Below are 18,136 nucleotides of genomic sequence, written 5' to 3' on the forward strand. Positions count from 1 at the left end.
TCTTCAGCCCTTCATGACCGCGTTGGCCACAGCGGCGAGGGCGGTCAGGACGTCGGCGCGGGAGTTGTAGATATTGGGGCTGAAGCGGACCAGGGTCCGATCGCCGGCGGGGGTGGCGAGGGCCGACACCCTGAACCGCTCGTAGAAGGTCGCCATGACCCGCGATGAATTCTTCGCCTCGATCAGGAACATCAGGATGCCGGCGTGCATGTCGGGCGACCGAGGCGTCACGAATTCGAGGCGCAGGTCCGTCTGCATCAAGCCGGCGCGGAGCTCGGCGACAAGGTGTCTGATCCGCTGCTCGATCCGTGGTCGCCCGATCTGATCCTGCAGCGCGATCGCGGTATGAAGGGCGGCGATCCGGCCCTCCTGGCGCTGGCCCAGACAGTCGAATTTCCGGGCGCCGGCCTTGGACTGCGCATCCCAGTTGTGGGTGACCATCGATGGCCAGAGCGCCGCCGCCCGCAGGCTCCGCACGTAGAGAACCCCGGTTTCATGGGGCCCGCCGAGCCACTTGTGGGCGCTCGCGGTGTAGAAGTCGCAGCCCATGGCGTGAAGGTCGAGGTCGAGCACGCCGAAGGTCTGCGCGCCGTCCACCAAGGTGAGGATTCCGCGCGCGGCGGCGGCGCGGCAGAGCGCGTCGGCCGGCAGCGCCACACCTGAGATGTTCGAGACCTGGCTGAAGGCCAAGACCTTGGTGCGATCGGAGAAGGCCGAGGTGAACGCAGCGGCGAGGTCGGCGCGGTCGCGCGGCGCGGCGGGCGTTGCGACCCGGACCACCTTGAACCCCAGCCGCGCCGCCCAGACGTCCCAGGCCGCGCTGTTGGACTCGTGATTCTGGTCCCAGATGAGGACTTCGTCGCCGGGGCCGAGGTCCAGGCCGGCGATCACCGTGCGGTTGCCCTCGCTGGTGTTGCGGGTGATCGCGATCTCGTCGGGGTCGGCGCCCAGCATCGTGGCGAGCGCTCGACGCGTGGCCTCGGTGGTCGCCTCGAATTTCAGGCGGTTCTCGAAGGAGGGGTCGCCGCAGACGTCCCGGGAGAGCGAGACCTCGGTGTCCAGCACGGCGAGGGAGGAGGGCGCCAGGTTTGCTGAGTTGAGGTGGACGAGCCCCGGCTTGAGCGGGAAGAGCCTGCGGACCGACGCCCAATGGGTCTCGTCCCTGACGACGTCGCCGCCGGCTTGGCGCGCAAGAACGATACCATCGGGTACGGCTGCCTTGGCCTTGGCGGCGGAGGCGCCCTGCGCCAGGCAAACTGAGCCCGCCAGAAGTTGGAGCGCTCGCCTGCGATTTTCCGAGAGTCTTGCCGTCGAGCCCATGCCGTTCTCCGATCACGAATGACCGGAGCGTAGACAGACGGCGAGCGGCGTCCCCCTCCGTTCAGGGGGCAGGCCGTCAGTGGATCAACTTCATCGAGCGCCCTTTGACGCTGGCCTCGGTGCGGTTGTGGACGCCCAGCTTGGCGTAGAGGTTTCGGACGTGCCAGCGGACGCTGGACTCGGCGATGAGAAGCTCCTCGGCGACATCGCGGTTGCGGCGGCCGCTGGATATCATCTCCAGGATCTGGACCTCCCGCTTGGTGAGAGTGTCATAGTCGCGGTCGGCCGGCGCGGTCTCGGCGGGGCGACGGCGCGCCTGCGGACCGCCGGCCGTCACGGGGCCGCCCGCGCCCTTCGCGGCCTCCAGCAGCTGACGGACATAGTCGGCGCGGGGATCCTGTGTCGCGACCCTGGCGGGTTCGGCGAGCTTGGCTCGGTATTCGACCAGAAGCGGGATGACGTCCTCGCCCAGGTCCAGGATGGTTCGCGCGAAACCCCCTTGTTCGCCAAGGGCCAGCATCTCCCGCAGATATCGTAGGGCGCTCTCGGGCTGGTCGCGCTGCGTCTGCGCCATGGCCAGCAGGCCGTTGATAGAGATGCAGGAGCGAATCCGCCCGCTCCGCTCGGCGATCCGGAGGAGCTGCCGTAGCCAATTGACGGCGACCTCGGCTTTTCCCGCGGCGATGAGGTAGTGGCACATCGCCAGGTACTGGAATTCGAACAGCGGATTGACCACCACAGCCGCTGGCGGTCCGGCCCGCGCGACGGGAGCGCCGAGCTGCCTCAAGACCCCCTCGGCCGAATCCAGCTCCCTGGCCGAGGTGAGAAACCAGGCCTGATGAGAGCGGACGGCGTTCATGGAGAGCGGAGTGCTCTGATCGAGGCGGGTGTTGTTGTACTCGATGAGCTGGCCGATGGCGGCTCGCTCCCCTTGGAAGACGGCGGCGTGCTTGGCCGACAGGATTTCCGCCTCGCTCAGTATGTCCGGCTCGGCCGTGAGGTGGACCGCGGTGTCCAGGTGCCGCCGGGAGGCCTCCAGATCGTTGGTCTCATAGTGCAGGTGCGCAAGCAGGAGGTGGAAGTGGCAGACCACAGGGAGCGGTTGGCCATTCTCGGTTAGCGCGACGTCCACGGCCTGCTCGCAGAGCTGGCGCGCTTCGCCCAGCCGGCCTTGCAGGTAGCGGATCTGGGCCAACTGCTCGAGGGCCAGGTTCGCCACGAAGGCGTTGGGCACCTTCTTTGCGAACACCACGGAGTCCGAGGCGGCTGCGAAGGCGGCGTCCAGGCGGTCTTGATGGATGTAGCTGTGGCACAGGAGGAGCTCCACATAGGCCCGCAGGAAGTACCAGTGCGGCGCCAGCTTCTCCTTGATGGCCTGCAACCGCTTGGCGTCCGGCAAGTCGCCTTGCGAGCTCCAGGTCAGGTCGAGCTGAGCGATCTCGATCTCGGCAGTGAACTCCTCCAGACCGCCGCGATCTGCGTCGCTGAGCTGCTGGAGGCCCTCGGTGAGCGAGAGCTTGGCGCGGTCGAGCAGCCGCTGCGCCGCGCTCGTGCGCCGGGAATACAGATTGCACCAGGCGAGGGGGATCAGGACATTGGGCTTGTTGTCGGAGAAGGTCTCCGGGAGCGTCTCGAACCATCGCATGGCCAGGGTGATCTGGCTGGCGCGGACCATCGCCAGGATGGCGGACTCGATCAGGGCCTCGTTGCGCGCGCCGTCGCCCGCGGCCATGGCGTGCTCGGCCGCGGCCTGGGGTTGGCGGTTGACTTCAAACCAGTAGCTGGCCCGCCGGTGGATTGTCGCGCGCTTGAGGACCGGGTGCTTGTCGAGCCTGTCCGTGAGGAATTCTGAGAACAGGGCGTGATACCTGTGCCATCCGCCGTGCGAATCCAGCGGCTCGATGAACAGGTTTTCCCGGACCAGCCGGTCGATCATGGCCGCGGCGTTGTTCGCGCCTGTCACGGCGTCGCAGAGCGACGGCGAGAGCCGCTCCAGCGGAGCCGTCTGCAGGAGGAAGTCCTGGATCTCCGGGTCGAGCCAATCGAAGACCGAGCTTGCCAGGTAGTCGATGAGATTGCGGTGCGCGCCGGGGTCCATCCTGTGGGTCAGCGGCCGTCCGTGGCGGCGCTGCAGGTCATGGGACACCAGTTTGACGGCGCTGATCCAGCCGTCCGTCTGACGGTGCATCGACCGGAGCCCGGCGTCGTCGAGCTGCAGGCCGTGGCACCGTTCGACATAGTCGGCGATCTCATCAAGGCTGAAGCGGATCTCGGCTTCCTCCAGCACCCGCACCGCGCCGCCCTCGGCGAGGCCGGCCAGGTCCCACGGCGGGAGGTGGCGACTGGCGACGACGACGTGGAAATTCCGCGGCAGGTTGCGGAGAAAGTAGAAGAAGGCCCGATGAACGTCGGAACTTGAGATGGAGTGGTAGTCGTCGATGAGGAGGTAGACCTCCTTCTCGCAGGTCTCGAGCCGGTGGATCAGGGCGGCGAGAACCTCGTCCACCGGCAGCGGCGGGACGGCCGAGATGAACGGCGACAAATCGGTGGCGATGCGCGGTTCGATTTCAGCGAACGCCGCCACCAGATAGGCGACGGCTTTCCCAGGCTGATTGTCCGACCGGTCAAGGCGCAGCCACGCGACCGCGAAGTCGTGCCGTTCCAGCAGGTCGGCGTACTGGCGGAGCAGGGTGGTTTTGCCGTAGCCGGCCAGCGCCTTGAGCACGAAGAGCCGTGTGGACTTCAGCTCCCCAAGGTTGGGCAACAAGCGCGCCCGGCTTGAGGCCCCCGACGGCCCCGCGACACGCCGCACCTTGTTCGCCAGCAGGGTGGGCAAATGGGGGTTGGCCGCGGAGGAACGGCTCGGACGTGTGGTCCTGTCTGAGGTCACCGGGGAGCCGCCTTGTCGAGGAAGAAGTCGCCCCAACTTCTACGCCCGCCGGGGAAACAGGCCCCCTCAGAATGCGGGGGGTTCTGACGGCGAACCTATCGCATATCCGAGCCATGGAACAGCCGACGCCGCCACTCGCCTGAGGGCGGGTTGGACGCGGTCCGACGCGCGATTGTGAGTAAATTCGTGAACTTGAACGCCAGCCTCGGACCAAACGCTCACCTCGTCGGCCAGCCCGATGGTCGACTGAGGCTCAATACGCCGGCCCTCATTCTCGACCTCGACATACTGGAGCGGAACATCCTCCTGATGTCCAAGCACGGCCAGGATCATGACCTCGCGATCCGGCCGCATGTGAAGTGCCACAAGTCCGCGCAGATCGCCGCCCTGCAGCGCGCGGCGGGCGCTATGAGCTTCTGCTGCGCGACCATCGGCGAGGCCGAGATGATGGCCGCCGCCGGCTTCACGAGCATCCTCATCACGTCCCCCCTGGTCGGCGAGGACAAGATCGGCAGGGCCATCGCCCTGACCCAGCTGGACGCCCAGCTTTGCCTGGTGGTCGACAACCCCGCGAACGCCGCCCAGCTCTCAGACCTGTGCGCCCTGGCCGGCGTCTCCATCGACGTGCTGGTGGACGTGGACCCGGGCATGCACCGCACCGGGGTGGCGTCGCAGATCGCGGCCATAGAGTTGGTCGGTTACGTCCGGAGCCTGCCGTCGCTCGGTTACCAGGGGCTGCAGTGCTATGCGGGCCACGTCCAGCACATTGAGGACGCCGAGGCGCGGCAGGAGGCTTCCCTCGCCGTCATGGGCGCGCTGCGCGTGCTCTGCGAAGAGCTGAAGGCGCTCGACTGGGCGCCGGCGGTGATCTCCGGCGGGGGCACGGGCACCTATCTGATCGACGCGCAGGCCGCGGTCCTGACGGAGCTGCAGGCGGGCTCCTACGTCGTCATGGACAATCAGTACAACAACGTGTGGGCCGCCAACGCCCTGCCGCCGCCGTTCGACGTCGCGCTGTTCGTCCAGAGCGCCGTCATCAGCGCAAACCATCCCGGCCACGTGACGTGCGACGCCGGCTTCAAGCACTTCGCGGTCGATGGTGGACGCCCCGTGGTGGCGCGCGGCGCGTCGCTGGCCTCGGAATACGAATACTTCGGCGACGTCCATGGCCTCGTCCGCACGCCGCCCGGCCAACCACAGCCAGGCCTGGGGGCGCGGATCGAGTTCGTCGTCCCGCACTGCGATCCGACCATCAATCTCTACGACCAATACCACTGTGTCCGGGGAGATCAGCTCGTCGCGATCTGGCCGGTGGACGCGCGTGGCGTTTAGCCCGGCTCAGGCCGCTTGGAGGCGATAATGACTGCTTTGTGCAACGACCTGACGACCCTCAGCCGGATCAATTCTGACTTCATCTCTCGGGACCGCCAGATGCTGATCGGCGGCGCCTGGGTGGACTCCTCGGCAGGCGCGACCTTCGCCGTGCGCGATCCGTCGTCGGGTAAGGAACTGACCCGCGTGCAGAAGGCGTCGGTGCAGGATGTCGACGCCGCCGTGGTCGCCGCCCGCAAGGCGTTGGAGGGCAAGGCATGGGGTGAGGCGCGGCCGGCGGAGCGTGAACGCCTCCTGCTGCGGCTGGCCGATCTGCTTGAAAAGCACGCGGACGATATCGCCGAGCTGGAGTCGCTGGACAACGGCAAGCCGATCTCGCAAGCGACGGGGCTCGACGTGCCGCTGTCGGTGAACTTCGTGCGCTACATGGCCGGGTTCGCCACGAAGATCCACGGCCGGACCTTCGATGTGTCTGTGCCCTATGCGCCCGACACGCGGTTCTTCGCCTACACGCGGCGCGAACCGGTCGGCGTCGTCGGCGCGATCATCCCCTGGAACATGCCGCTGCTCATGGCGGTGTGGAAACTCGCACCGGCTCTGGCTGCCGGCTGCACGGTCATCCTCAAGCCGGCGTCCGACACCCCGCTGACGGCGCTGCGCATCGGCGAACTGGTCCTTGAGGCGGGGTTCCCCGAGGGCGTCGTCAACGTGATCACTGGCGCCGGCGGCGAGATCGGCGATGCGATGGTCAGCCATCCCGGCATCGACAAGATCGCGTTCACCGGATCGACCTCGGTCGGCAAGGCGATCGCCCGCAGCGGCGTCGATACGATGAAGCGGATTTCGCTCGAACTCGGTGGCAAGTCGCCGGTCATCGTCCTGGACGACGCCGACCTGGCGGCCACGATCCCCGGGATCATCCTGGGTATTTTCGCCAATTGCGGCCAGGTGTGCTCGGCTGGCTCGCGCCTCTATATCCAGAGGGGTATCTATGATCGCCTCATGGCGGCGCTCGGCGACGCGGCGAAGTCGATCAAGGTCGGCCCGGGCCTCGATCCGGCGACCCAGATGGGGCCGATGGTGTCGGCCGGCCAGCAACGAAGCGTTCAAGCCTACATCGAGGCGGGCGTCGCCGAGGGCGCGGAGCTTGTGGTCGGCGGCGGTCAACTCGCCTCCGAGGGCTTCTATGTCTCGCCCACGATTTTCGCCAACACCGACCACTCCATGAGCATCGTGCGCGAGGAGATCTTCGGGCCCGTGCTGGCGGTCCAGTGCTTCGACGATGAGGCGGAGGCGGTGAAACTGGCCAACGACACGCCGTACGGCCTAGCCTCGAGCATCTACTCGACCAACGTCAATCGCATCCAGCGGCTGACGCCGGCGATCAAGGCCGGGACGGTGTGGGTGAACTGCCACAACATCTTCGACGCCGCCCTGCCGTTTGGGGGCTACAAGGAGTCGGGGATCGGCCGCGAAATGGGGGAAGAAGCCGTGGGCCTGTATTCGGAGATCAAGTCCGTCTGCATGGCTGTCGGCTAGCTCGGGGCATCGTCTTGGGCGCGACCATGCAATCCATCGACAGGATCTTCCGCGTCTACATCGCGCCAGGGTGCGTGGTGCAGTCGGTGATTATCGGCGGCGGCTACGGCACCGGCCGGGAGATCGTGGAGTACTTCACCCGGTACGGTTTCTGGGGCGGCCTGATGGGGATCGCCGCGGCGATCGGCTGCATGGGGCTCGTGCTTGCGATCACCTTCGAGTTCTCTCGGCTCTACAAATATTACGACTACCGCACCTTCATTCGCGGGCTGCTGGGCCCAGGGTGGGTGGTGTTCGAGCTGACCGCCGTGGCGATGCTGCTGCTGATGCTGTCGGTCCTGACGGCCGCGGCCGGCACGATCGTCACCGACGCTTTCCATCTGCCGCGGATCCTGGGGCTGGTCGGCATGGCCGGGGTCATCGGCCTGCTGTCGTTCTTCGGCCGAGCCTTGCTGACGGCTGTGATGACCGTTTGGTCCTTCGTCCTCTACGCGGTCTTCACGATCTTCCTGGTCATCGCCCTTGACCGGGGAGGCGGTCAGATCGCCGTCCATGCGGCCAACTGGGACGCCTCGGCGGGCTGGACCGTGAGCGGCCTGAAGTACGCCTTCTACAACCTCTCCGTCGCGCCTCTGATCCTCTACGCGGTGCGGCCCATCGAGACGCGAACCGAGGCGGTCGGCGCCGGCGTGGCCGCCGCCTTCATCACGATGGTCCCGGCCGCCATCTTCCATGTCGCCTTCTTCGCCGCCTATCCGGGCGTGCTGGAGCAGGCGGTGCCGATCTACTGGATGATCGGCGAGCTGAAGGCGCCCGGCTTCCTCGTCATCTATTCGGTGATGCTGTTCGGCGCCTTCATCCGGTCGGGCGCCGGCGTCCTGCAGGGCCTGCTCGAGCGCGTGGCGGTCTTCTGCGAAGAGAAGGGGTGGCGGCCCCCGAGCCGGACGGCCAACGCCGCCTTCACCATGTCGGCCATCCTGATCAGCGTCCTGCTGGCCAATCTCGGGGTCATCGCGCTCGTGGCTCAGGGCTACGGCGTCATGGCCTGGGTCTATCTCGGCGTGTTCATCGCGCCGCTGCTGACGGTCGGGCTCTACCGGATCCGGAAAGCCGGGCGCGCGGGGAGCCCGCCTCTGGCGGAGGCCCCAGGCGGCTAGTCGACCGCTACATTTCTTTTTTGAAGGGACGCCGGCATGCCGCTGAGCCAATCGACCGTGCGGGCGGGCCCCACGGCGCGCAACGTCTATGACCTGATCCTTGGGCCGGCGCGGCGCTCGCCCGAGGCCGAGGCCCTGGTCTTCCTGCCCACGGCCAGGTTGGAGGATGATCCGGTCCGGCTCACCCGCGCGGCGTTCGCGTCCGGCGTGGCGCGCGCGGCCAACCTGTTCCGCCGCCTCGACATCGGCCATGAGGACGTCGTCTCCATCCTGGCGCCGAACCTCCTCGATGTGCAGTTCGCCTTCTGGGGCGCCGAGACCGCGGGCGTCGTCAACCCGGTGAACTACCTGCTCAGCATCGAGCACCTATCGGAAATCCTGCGCGCCGCGGACAGCAAGGTGCTGGTCACGGTAGGCCCGCAAACCTACCCGGAGATATGGGCCAAGGCGCTCGAGGTCGGCCGCAGGACACCCAGCCTGAAAGCGATCGTGACGCTTGGCGGCGAGGCCCCCGAGGGCGCCCTCGCTTTCTCCGCCCTGATGGCGGGCGCGGGCGACGCCCCGCCAAGACCGGATGAGGCAAGAGCCCCGGGCGACAGGGCGGCCTATTTCCACACCGGCGGGACCACCGGGGCGCCGAAGCTGGTCGTCCACACCCATGGCAACCAGGTCCATGCCGCGCAGGCGGCGGCAGAGAGCTACGGCTTCAACAGCCAAGACACCGTGATGTGCGGCTTGCCGATGTTCCATGTGGCGGGTCCGATCCTCCTGACCCTGGCTCCCTTGTCGGCTGGCGCGCGGGTGATCATGCCGACGCCTTCGGGCAACCGCGACCCGCTGCTGGTCAAGAACTACTGGCGGATCGCCGAGCATCACAATGCGACCCTGGTGGGGGGCGTGCCGACGACACTGGCCGACATTCTTCGCCGGGCCGATGGGCCACCGCCCGCGCAGGACCCACGGCGGATCTGCATGGCCGGGGGCGCCCAGTTGGCCGAGGGGTTGCAGCGAGGATTCGAAACCGCGTCCGGGGTCGCCATCCATCAAGTCTATGGCATGACGGAAACCGCCGGCGTGATCTGCGCCGCGCCGCGTTCGGAGCGACCGCCGCCGACGTCGGTCGGCAAGCCGGTGTCCGGAGTCGAGGTGGAGATCCGCCACCTGGCGGCGGATGGCTCGCCCGGCCTTGAGTGCGCGCAGGGCGAGGTGGGGGCCATCTTCGCGCGCGGACCTAACGTCACCGCAGGCTATCACCGTAGCGGCGGCGGCCTGGAACCGGTCGGCGACGCCGGAGGATGGTTCCACACCGGCGACCTTGGGCGGTTCGACGCCGAAGGGTGGCTCTTCGTGACCGGCCGGTCGAAGGACGTGATCATCCGCAGCGGCCACAACATCGACCCGGCCGCGATCGAGGAGGTGGCTCGCAGCCACCCGGAGGTCGCAGACGCGGCCGCGGTCGGCTGTCCTGACGTCCGCGCGGGGGAGGTTCCGGTGGTGTTCGCGGTCTTGCGGCCGGGCGCTTCAGTCAGCGCCGATGAGCTGAAGGACTTCATCATCGAGAACGTCTCGGAGGCGCCGGCCAAACCGGCCTCGGTGATTCTGCTCCCAGCGCTTCCGGTCACGGCGATCGGCAAGGTGTTCCGGCCGGCGCTTCGCGCCGAGGCGGTGCGCGCCGTCGTGACCGAACGGGTGAACGCCGCGTTCCCAGCGCAGGCGAGGCCGGAGGTTGAGATCGACCAGGCTCATGCCTCGGGGATCTGGGTGCTGATCCGCCGCGGCGGAGCGGCGGAAGGTCCTGCGTGGAGCGACTTCCTCGAATGGATCTCGCAGCACACGTTTGAATATCGGCTAGATGACTCGCCTGGCGCCGGAAGTCCGCGACCGACCACCTGAGGTCACGTCCTGGGCGCAGCGGAGGACGACGCCCCCGCTGCGGGCGGGCCTCAGGGCCGAGGCGGCTGCTTGTAGACGTGGCCTTCCTTCATCACGAACCGCACGTTCTCCAGGATCCTGACGTCCGTCAGGGGATCACCCTCGACCGCGATCAGGTCGGCCAGCAGCCCGACCTTGATCTGTCCACGGTCGGGAACGTCCAGCAACGCGCTGGCGTAGAGGGTCGAGCTTCTCACCGCTTCCAGCGCCGATTGGCCGAGCTGGGTGCGCACGTAGAACTCCTTGGCGTTGTCGCCATGGGGATAGACGCCCGCGTCGGTGCCGAAGACGATCTTCAGCTTGGCGCGCAAGGCCAGTTTGAAGCTCTCCTTGGAGGCTTCGCGGATTTGCAGGCCCTTCTTCATCAGTGCGGGCGGCAGCGACGCCGGGTCGACGGCGTCCAGGAGATAGAGCGTCGGGACCAGGTACGCGCCGTGCCGCCGCACCACCTCGGCGGCGGCGGGGGTCAGCAGGGAGGCATGTTCGATGGAGTCGACGCCCGCCTCCGCCGCGGCGATGACACCTGCCTCGCCGACCGCGTGGGCGGCGATCTTCAGGCCGTGACGGTGGGCCTCGTCCGCGGCGGCCTTGAGCTCGGCCAAGCTCGGCTGCTGGGCCCCGACGCTCGCCTCGTCGGACATCACTCCGGCCGTCGCGCAGATCTTCACGACGCGCGCGCCGTACTTGATTTGGTAGCGAACCGCCTTGGTGAACTCGTCGGGGGAATCGGCGATCCCCCGCTCGGGGCTCGGCGGAAGAACGGACGGAACATATCCGGTGATGTCGCAGTGTCCGCCGGTGATGCCGGTGGCGTGTCCGGCGGCGATGATGTGGGGACCTGGCGTCAGCCCGTCCTCGACGGCCCGGGCGATCGCCACGTCGGCGAAATCGGCGGCCCCAAGGTCGCGGATGGTCGTGAACCCGGCCATGAGGGTCTTCTCGGCGTTGGCCGCGCCGATCAGGGCGAGGTCGCCCGCCGTCTTGGTCACGGCGTCGTGCCGCCACCCGCGCGCGACGTCCAGGGTCAGGTGGGTGTGGGCGTCCATCAACCCGGGCATCAAGGTCAGGCCTGGGAGTTCGAGCGTTCGGTCGGTGGTCGGCGGTTGGCTCGGATTGACCGCGGTGATCGCGCGATCCTTGATGATGATGACAGCCGGCGACACCAGCACGCCTCGCGCCACATCAAGATAGCGGTCCGCCTTCAGGGTGAGGGTTTCGGCCCTGGCGAGGGCCGGCGTCGCCAGGACGAGCAGCGCGGCCGTCGCGGCGTGGGCCAACAGGCGTGGTTTCGTCAGCATTTTGGTTCCGCTTCGGCTTTGCGTAGGACAAGCCGCAGAGGCGCCAGGTGTGTGGCGCTCCTGCGCGGCCCAGCACTAGGATCGACCGCCGGCGTCTTCCCCCTCCATTCGGCGGGTCAATGCGGTCGCCATTCGTGCTCTCAAGCTCGCCAGGAATATCAGCGTTGGAATTGGAACGGTTCACATGCGTCGGCTTGGCGGAAGAATGTTGGCGCACCTCGCCGCGGTGATGTGCCTCCTGATGACCGCGGGGACCGCGAGGGCCGAGAAGCTCGTCGACCCCGTGCAGCTGGAAGCCTGGGCGGACCAGTATTACGGCCAGGCCGTCGCCGAAAAGCGGACCGCCGGGATCACCGTCTCCGTCGTGCAGGACGGTCAGGTCGTCTTCGCCAAGGGTTACGGCTACTCCGACTACGCCAAGCGTATTCCGGTGAGCCCTGAGGAGTCGGGCTTCATCGTCGGCTCCATCACCAAGACCTTCGTCGCGACGGCGATCGGCCAGCTGGTCGATCGAGGCGTGATCAAGTCCCTCGACGATCCGGCGAACAAGTATCTGAAGCGGGTGCAGCTGCCTGGCGATCGCGGCGCGCGGGTTACGATCCGCCAGCTCCTCAATCACCGGGCCGGTTTTGAAGACATCGACTTCGGGTTCCTGGACCGCTCAAGCCAAACGGCGAACATTCCTTTGTCCGCCGCTGAGATCGAAAGATTCATGCCCGAGTTGGCGCTCGAGCCTGGCGGCCCGGCCAACTACTCCAACTGGAGTTTCTCCCTGCTGGGCTTCCTGATCGAGGATGTGACCGGCCAGCGGCTCGACACCTACCTCAAAGCCAACATCTGGGACCCGCTCGGGATGTCCCACACAAGCATGGCCTACGGGAAGTATCCCGCGAACCTGAGCCTGAACTATGTGTTCGAGAAGGACGGGACGCCGGTCGCCCAAAAGCCTGCTCTTCCCCATCCTTGGATCGTGCCCGCCGGGACCATCGTCTCGACCGCCAACGACATCGCCCGCTACATGCAAGCTCAGATGTTCCGGGGCGAAGACGGCGGCTACCCTCTGGTCAGCCCCGCCATGTTCAAGGAGCTGCAGACCGAGCGATACCGCAACGCGCCGATCTCTCTGGGCTTTGCGCACACCTTCTGGACCATGAAACTCAATGGGGCCCAGACCATTGAGCATGGCGGCGGAGCCCCGGGCTTCCAAAGCATGATGGTGATGATCCCGGAGAAGCGGTTCGGCTTCTTTGTTTCGTCCATGCAGGGCGGGCTCGCGGGGTGGTCCAGCTACACCGGCGCCGAGAAGGCCGCCGGAAAACTGCCGGTTCAGGGCCCTCCCACCGGTTACGAACTGCGGGAGTCCTTTGTCGAACGGTTCCTCCAGCAGCCCGCGCCGCAGGTCTCGCCAGGCAAATCCGATCTGAAGACGCTCGTTGGGACCTATTGGACCCAGAAGCGGCCGTTCACGACCGTTGAGGCTCTGGGCCAGGCGTTCAATCCCGCGGCGGTCTTCAAGGTGGAACGCTCGAAGGACGGTCGGGGCCTGCTGCTCAACGGTGTCGGCCCCTATGTCGACATCGGCGGGGGCGTGTTCGCCAGCCCGACCGGCAAGAACATCTGGGACGACCCCTATACGATCAATCGATACCAGCCGCCGTACATCGCCTTCACCCTGAACGCCGACGGGACCGTCGCCTATTTGACGCCCGGACTCGCCGACCAGGCTTGGGCGCCGGCCAGCCCGATCTTCAACCCGAAATCCATGCTCCTGGCTTTCATCGCCCTGGGCGGAGTCGCGGCGACAGGGTTCTTCTTGTTCCTATGGCCTCAAGCCGGCCGCTTCCGCAGCCTCACCAACGGCTTGGGCGTGGCCGCAGCCCTCATCGTGCTGGCGTTCCCAGCCTCGATATTGGCGGGCTTTGCGAAGGGCGACAGCCTGATCAACCAGATGGCGCTCGGCGACAAGGGCCGCTTTTGGATGATGGTCGTCGTGGCCAACCTGGCCGTCTTGATCGCGCTCGCCCTGTCGGTCCAAGCCGTCCGCATGTGGACGCGGCGAGCGCCGGCGCACACGGCGGGCTGGGGCCACTGGGGCCGGCGCGTCCACGTCACCTTCGTGGCCGTCGCCACCCTCGGCCTGCTCGTGGTGTTCGGCTTCTTCAAGCTGCTGGGCGTGCACATGCCGGGCTGACCGCGCCAGGGGGCTGGGACTCTGAACTCAGCCCCGACCGCGCAGCCTTCCCATTACAAATGACCATGCCGACCGGCCGGTCTCACCGAGGCCGACCTCTTGCCTATGTCAGCGACAAGGCGGGGCGCCGCGGCACATTCCTCGACGCCTTTGGCCTCCAGGCGACCGGCCCTGGTCCTCTAACCGCACCGATCCCCTCAAATGGCTGGGTCGCGCCCGCGCATAGATCTGACCGCCCCGGTCGAATGAGGGGGGAAGCTGTCGGCTCTGGCTCCTAGCCTCTGATTAGCGAGACCCATGTCCGCCAAGCGGCCCGCGAACGACCGCCCACGGTGCGCCCTGGGTGGGCGCCCTGCGGGTCTCGAGGCCGAGCTGGGCGGATGGACCTTGTCACGCCTTTCACGCCGACGCTTCGCGCCGGCGGGGCAGGGGCGTAGAGCAAATTAGGGGGACCTATGAGTGAGATGAATTCCGGGTGGAGCGCTGTACTGATCAGCGACAATCGCCCCCGTGCCGCAATGCAGCTGGAAGGACGCTCCACGCGTCTTTCATACCTGCTGGCCTGCGCCGCCTTCTCCGCGGCGCTGATCCCCGCGACTTCCGCGGCCGCCCAGACATCGGGCGAGGCCGAGAGCTTCACCATCGAGGAGATCACGGTCTTCGCGCGCAAGCGCGCCGAGAGCGCCCAGGATGTCCCGGTCGCGATCTCCGTGCTGTCCAACGAGACCGTCAAGGCCGGAAACCTCGATGAAGTCGCTGACTTCGTCGACCTTGTTCCGAACGCCACCTTCACCCAGGAAAGCAACACCTCCGCCGAGATCTCCATCCGCGGCAGCGGCCGGAATCTCAGCGACGAGGATCCCAGCGTCGGGGTGTACCGGGACGGCATCTATATCGGCGGGCTGCTGTTCTCCACGGCGACCTTCTACGACACCGAGCGCGTCGAGATCCTGCGGGGACCCCAGGCCGGGCTCTATGGCCGCAACGCCGTCGGCGGCGCCCTCAACGTCATCACGGTGAAGCCCGACTTCACGTTCGGCGGCTATGTGGACTTGCAGCTGGCCACCAAGGAACACCGCGAACTTCGCGCCGCCGTCAACGTGCCGATCGCCGCCGACCTGTGGGCCGTCCGTGTCTCGGGGCTGCTGATCGATCAGAACAAGGGCTTCGACTACATCGTCAACCAGGCGCACTACGCCGACGCCCAGGACACCAAGTCGATCCGCATCCGGTCCCTGCTGACCCCGCACCCGGACTGGGATTTCACCACCACGCTCGAATACATCGAAGCGGACGGCGGCTCGCCGCTGGTGGTCGAGGCGCCGGACGCGGCCTCGGGGTTCCTGGACAGCAACCGTACCGTGCCGGTTCCTGGGACGCGGCCGGAAGACACCCGCAACCAGTTCCGGGACGTCCCGGAGGCGCGTAACTTCAAACAGTTCCACCTCTTCCAGGAGGTGAACTGGCAAACGGCGGCGGGCCTCGCCACCGCCATCGCCAGCTATCGTTCGGCCGACTTCTACGCCCGGCGCGATGAAGACCGGACGAACTTCCACCTGAACGACATCGTCTACGACGCCTCGCACGACTCGTTCTTCACCGAGCTCCGGTTCGCGTCGGAGAAGTTTGGCGCTCTCAGCTTCGTGGCGGGGGTCAACTACCTCGACGAGGAGATCGCGCTCAACTTCGACAACCTGGTCGGAGGGCTGTTCTCTGGAGCCATCGGCGGCGCCAACATCGCCCAACTCTATTCCGGCGGGGTCGTCACCCCCGGGTTCGCGCCAATTTTCGGCGCACCGGTGGGCACGCCTATCTCAGCGATCGGCCTGACCCCGTTCGCTACGGGTTGGACAGGCGACCTCGGCGACAGCTTCCCGACGACCTACGTGAACGAGCAGGCCCTGAAATCGACGGCGGCCTTCATCGAGGTCAACTACGCCGTGACCGACAAGCTGGAGGCCTGGGGGAACGCGCGCTACACGCGCGACGAGAAGAGCATCAACTTCGCCCAGAACTTCACCGCCAACTGCCAGCAAGCCTGCCCCGAGATCTTCGAATTGTTCTTCAATGGCCTGGATCCGCGCATCCACGCCGAGACGGCGGCGAAGTTCAATAACCTCAGCGGCGGATTTGGGCTCAACTACAAGGTCGCGCCCTCGTTCCTCGCCTACGCCAAGGTGGTGACGGGCTTCAAAGGCGGCGGTTTCAACAGCGTCGCATCGACCGTCAATCTGCTGCCGTTCGACGAGGAAAAGAGCGTCGGCTACGAAATCGGCGCGAAGACGGACTGGCTCGATCACCGCCTCCGGGCGAACCTGACGGCCTTCCTGCAGGACCGGAAGGACAGCCTAGTCTCGATCCCCGACCCCTTCATGCAGATCAACAACCTCGGCGTGAACGCGGGCCGGGTTCGGAACAAGGGCCTGGAACTGGAAGTCAGCGCCGCGCCGATCGAGGGCCTGCGCATCGACGTCGCCGCCGGCTACCTCGATGCGAAGTTCAAGGACTTCGTCACCGGCGGCGTGGATTACTCGGGCAACCAACTGCCCAGGACCTTCAAGTACTCGCTGTCGGCGATCGTCAGTTATAGCCGGCCGCTGACGGACGACCTCGATCTGTACAGCTTCGCCTCCTACCGAAATGGCTGGAGCGGCTTCACCGACAACGACAACGTCGAACGTCTGTCCAACCCCGAGGTCGTTGACCTGAGGTTGGGTGTGAAGGCCGAGAATTGGAAGCTGGGCGGCTTCGTCGATAACCTGTTCGACAACCGCTACACCGCCTCTGAATTCCGGCCCTCCGCAGGCGGAGCCCACTTCGGCACCTTCGCGCCAGGACGCACCTGGGGCGTCCAGGCCGTGCGGGAGTTCTAGCCCGCTTGCCCATGCCCGTCGCCTTGCGGCGGGCATGTGGCTCGGCTGTTCGCAGCCACGATCGCAGCGCTGGCGACAGCGCGTCCGCACCGAGGCGCCGAACCGCGCGCCAGGTGCGTCGACGCCAATCAGGAACATGACCCATGCAGTTCTCGCCCAAGACCACCAAGGCGGGCTCGCGGCTCGCGCTGACCCTGCTTCCCGCGACCCTGGCGCTGTGTTGCCAGGTCTCGCCGGCGCAGGCTGTGGAGCTGACGCCCTTTGGCCCGTGCGCCGGGCCGGGGCAGGCGGGCAAATTTCCCGCCACGGCGCAGTGCGCGAGCCTCACCGTCCTTGAGGACAGCGCCAAGCCGGCGGGACGCAGGCTCCAACTGCCGCTGGTCAAGATCCCGACGACCAGCAAGACGCCGGGCGCGCCGGTGTTTGTCCTCAACGGCGGTCCGGGTAGCCCGAACCTTCATTCGAACCTGCCGACCGGCCAGATCGCGAGGGATCGCGACGTCTATTATCTGGGGTATCGCGGGGCCGACGGTCCGGTCGTGCTCGACTGCCCTGAAATCGACGAGCTGGTCGCCGCGCCGGACCTTCTGTCCGCAGGCAGCCTGCACAATCTGGAAGTCGCCGGCGGGGTCTGCGCGCAGCGGCTGGAGCAGGGGGGCTACGACCTTGCCCGCTACTCGATGTTCGGCGTCATCGACGACCTTGAAGCCGCGCGCGCGGCGCTGGGCGCCGAGAAAATCAACCTGCTTAGCGTCAGCTACGGGACGCGCGTGGCGCAGTTCTATGCGCGCGCACATCCTGGCGTCATCCAGCGATCGGTCATGGCCGGCGCCAATCCGCCGGGCCATTTCGTCTTCAGCGCCCATGTGAACGATCAGGTGCTGGCTCGGCTGGCCGAGCTTTGCCGCGACGGCCAGGCCTGCGCGAGCCGCACGCCCGATCTGCGGGCCAGCCTGCTCAAGGCGGTCAGGCTCGGCGAGGCGAGCGCGGCCGGTGGCGTCGATGACGGCAAGTCGCGCCTGGGTCTATTCGTCTCGCTCTACAGCCGCGCCGGCGCGCTGGCGTTCATCGACGCCGCATTGGCGGCTGAGAACGGCGACACCCAGGCTCTGAAGGCGTTCGGCGATGGCGGCGCCGAGGGGCTCAAGGGCGTGATCTGGGGCGATATTCTCGCCAAGGGAGCCCTGGACGGGTACCGGTATGACAGCCTGGAGAAGAGCTTCGGGGCGTCGGCCGCCTCGATGGGCTCGCCGCTGGATATGCTGTTCCAGGCGGTCATGAAGCGATGGCCGAGGCACGAGCCGCCGCCGGCGTATCGTCGCGGCGCCTACGACGAAACCGAGACCCTGGTGCTCAATGGCGACCTCGATGTCGCGACCCCGCTGGTGTTCGTTCAAGCCGAGCTGATGCCCTATCTCCCCAACGGTCAGCTCGTGGTGTTCAAGGACTACGGGCACTCGGATTTCGCCCGCCAGGAGCCTGCGGTGGGCGACATGATCGCTCGCTACTATCGAACCGGAGAGGTCGATCGCTCAACGATCCTTCCCGATCCCTACCGTTTCGGGCGCTGAACCCGGGGGTCTTCAAACCCGAACCCCTGGCCG

General features: G+C 66.9%; 10 protein-coding genes. 7 read left to right on the plus strand and 3 right to left on the minus strand.

Annotated elements, in window-relative coordinates; translation table 11 throughout:
• Positions 1-3 precede the first annotated feature (3 nt).
• Both ASE02_RS07235 and ASE02_RS07240 read right to left on the minus strand, forming a co-directional pair.
• Positions 4-1,320: an aminotransferase class V-fold PLP-dependent enzyme gene (locus ASE02_RS07235; protein ID WP_056732618.1), complete on the minus strand. Its 1,317-nt coding sequence runs from the start codon at positions 1,318-1,320 to the stop codon at positions 4-6.
• 76 nt (positions 1,321-1,396) lie between these two features.
• The gene (locus ASE02_RS07240) at positions 1,397-4,084 is read right to left on the minus strand and encodes a LuxR C-terminal-related transcriptional regulator (protein WP_056732620.1); all 2,688 of its coding nucleotides are present in this window, start codon (positions 4,082-4,084) and stop codon (positions 1,397-1,399) included.
• A 312-nt stretch (positions 4,085-4,396) separates the two neighbouring features.
• Between ASE02_RS07240 and ASE02_RS07245 the strand changes: the two genes are divergently transcribed.
• From ASE02_RS07245 to ASE02_RS07260, 4 genes are read left to right on the plus strand one after another with little or no spacing between them, the layout of a single operon-like run.
• Positions 4,397-5,542 carry a DSD1 family PLP-dependent enzyme gene (locus tag ASE02_RS07245; protein WP_156405946.1) on the plus strand — a complete coding sequence of 382 codons (1,146 nt, stop codon included), beginning with the start codon at positions 4,397-4,399 and terminating at the stop codon, positions 5,540-5,542.
• A gap of 27 nt (positions 5,543-5,569) precedes the next feature.
• Complete coding sequence (locus tag ASE02_RS07250; RefSeq protein WP_056732624.1) at positions 5,570-7,081, plus strand: aldehyde dehydrogenase; 1,512 nt, start codon at positions 5,570-5,572, stop codon at positions 7,079-7,081.
• 26 nt (positions 7,082-7,107) lie between these two features.
• Positions 7,108-8,238, plus strand: a complete 1,131-nt coding sequence (locus ASE02_RS07255; RefSeq protein ID WP_056732626.1) for a hypothetical protein — start codon at positions 7,108-7,110, stop codon at positions 8,236-8,238.
• A gap of 36 nt (positions 8,239-8,274) precedes the next feature.
• A complete protein-coding gene (locus ASE02_RS07260) occupies positions 8,275-10,131 on the plus strand; it encodes an AMP-binding protein (protein WP_056732628.1) in 1,857 nt (618 codons plus the stop codon).
• A 50-nt stretch (positions 10,132-10,181) separates the two neighbouring features.
• Here the strand turns inward: ASE02_RS07260 and ASE02_RS07265 are convergent, their stop codons facing one another.
• Positions 10,182-11,468, minus strand: a complete 1,287-nt coding sequence (locus tag ASE02_RS07265) for an amidohydrolase family protein (protein ID WP_056732631.1) — start codon at positions 11,466-11,468, stop codon at positions 10,182-10,184.
• A gap of 205 nt (positions 11,469-11,673) precedes the next feature.
• Between ASE02_RS07265 and ASE02_RS07270 the strand changes: the two genes are divergently transcribed.
• From ASE02_RS07270 to ASE02_RS07280, 3 genes are all read left to right on the plus strand, one after another.
• Entirely contained in the window at positions 11,674-13,659 is a 1,986-nt protein-coding gene (locus ASE02_RS07270; protein ID WP_056732633.1) for a serine hydrolase, read from the plus strand.
• 518 nt (positions 13,660-14,177) lie between these two features.
• On the plus strand, positions 14,178-16,532 hold the full coding sequence (locus ASE02_RS07275) for a TonB-dependent receptor (RefSeq protein ID WP_056732635.1): 2,355 nt from the start codon (positions 14,178-14,180) through the stop codon (positions 16,530-16,532).
• A 143-nt stretch (positions 16,533-16,675) separates the two neighbouring features.
• On the plus strand, positions 16,676-18,103 hold the full coding sequence (locus ASE02_RS07280; protein WP_056732637.1) for an alpha/beta fold hydrolase: 1,428 nt from the start codon (positions 16,676-16,678) through the stop codon (positions 18,101-18,103).
• Positions 18,104-18,136: the final 33 nt, after the last annotated feature.

This window comes from Phenylobacterium sp. Root700 (assembly GCF_001429025.1).
In the GTDB taxonomy this organism is placed as follows: Bacteria; Pseudomonadota; Alphaproteobacteria; order Caulobacterales; family Caulobacteraceae; genus Phenylobacterium.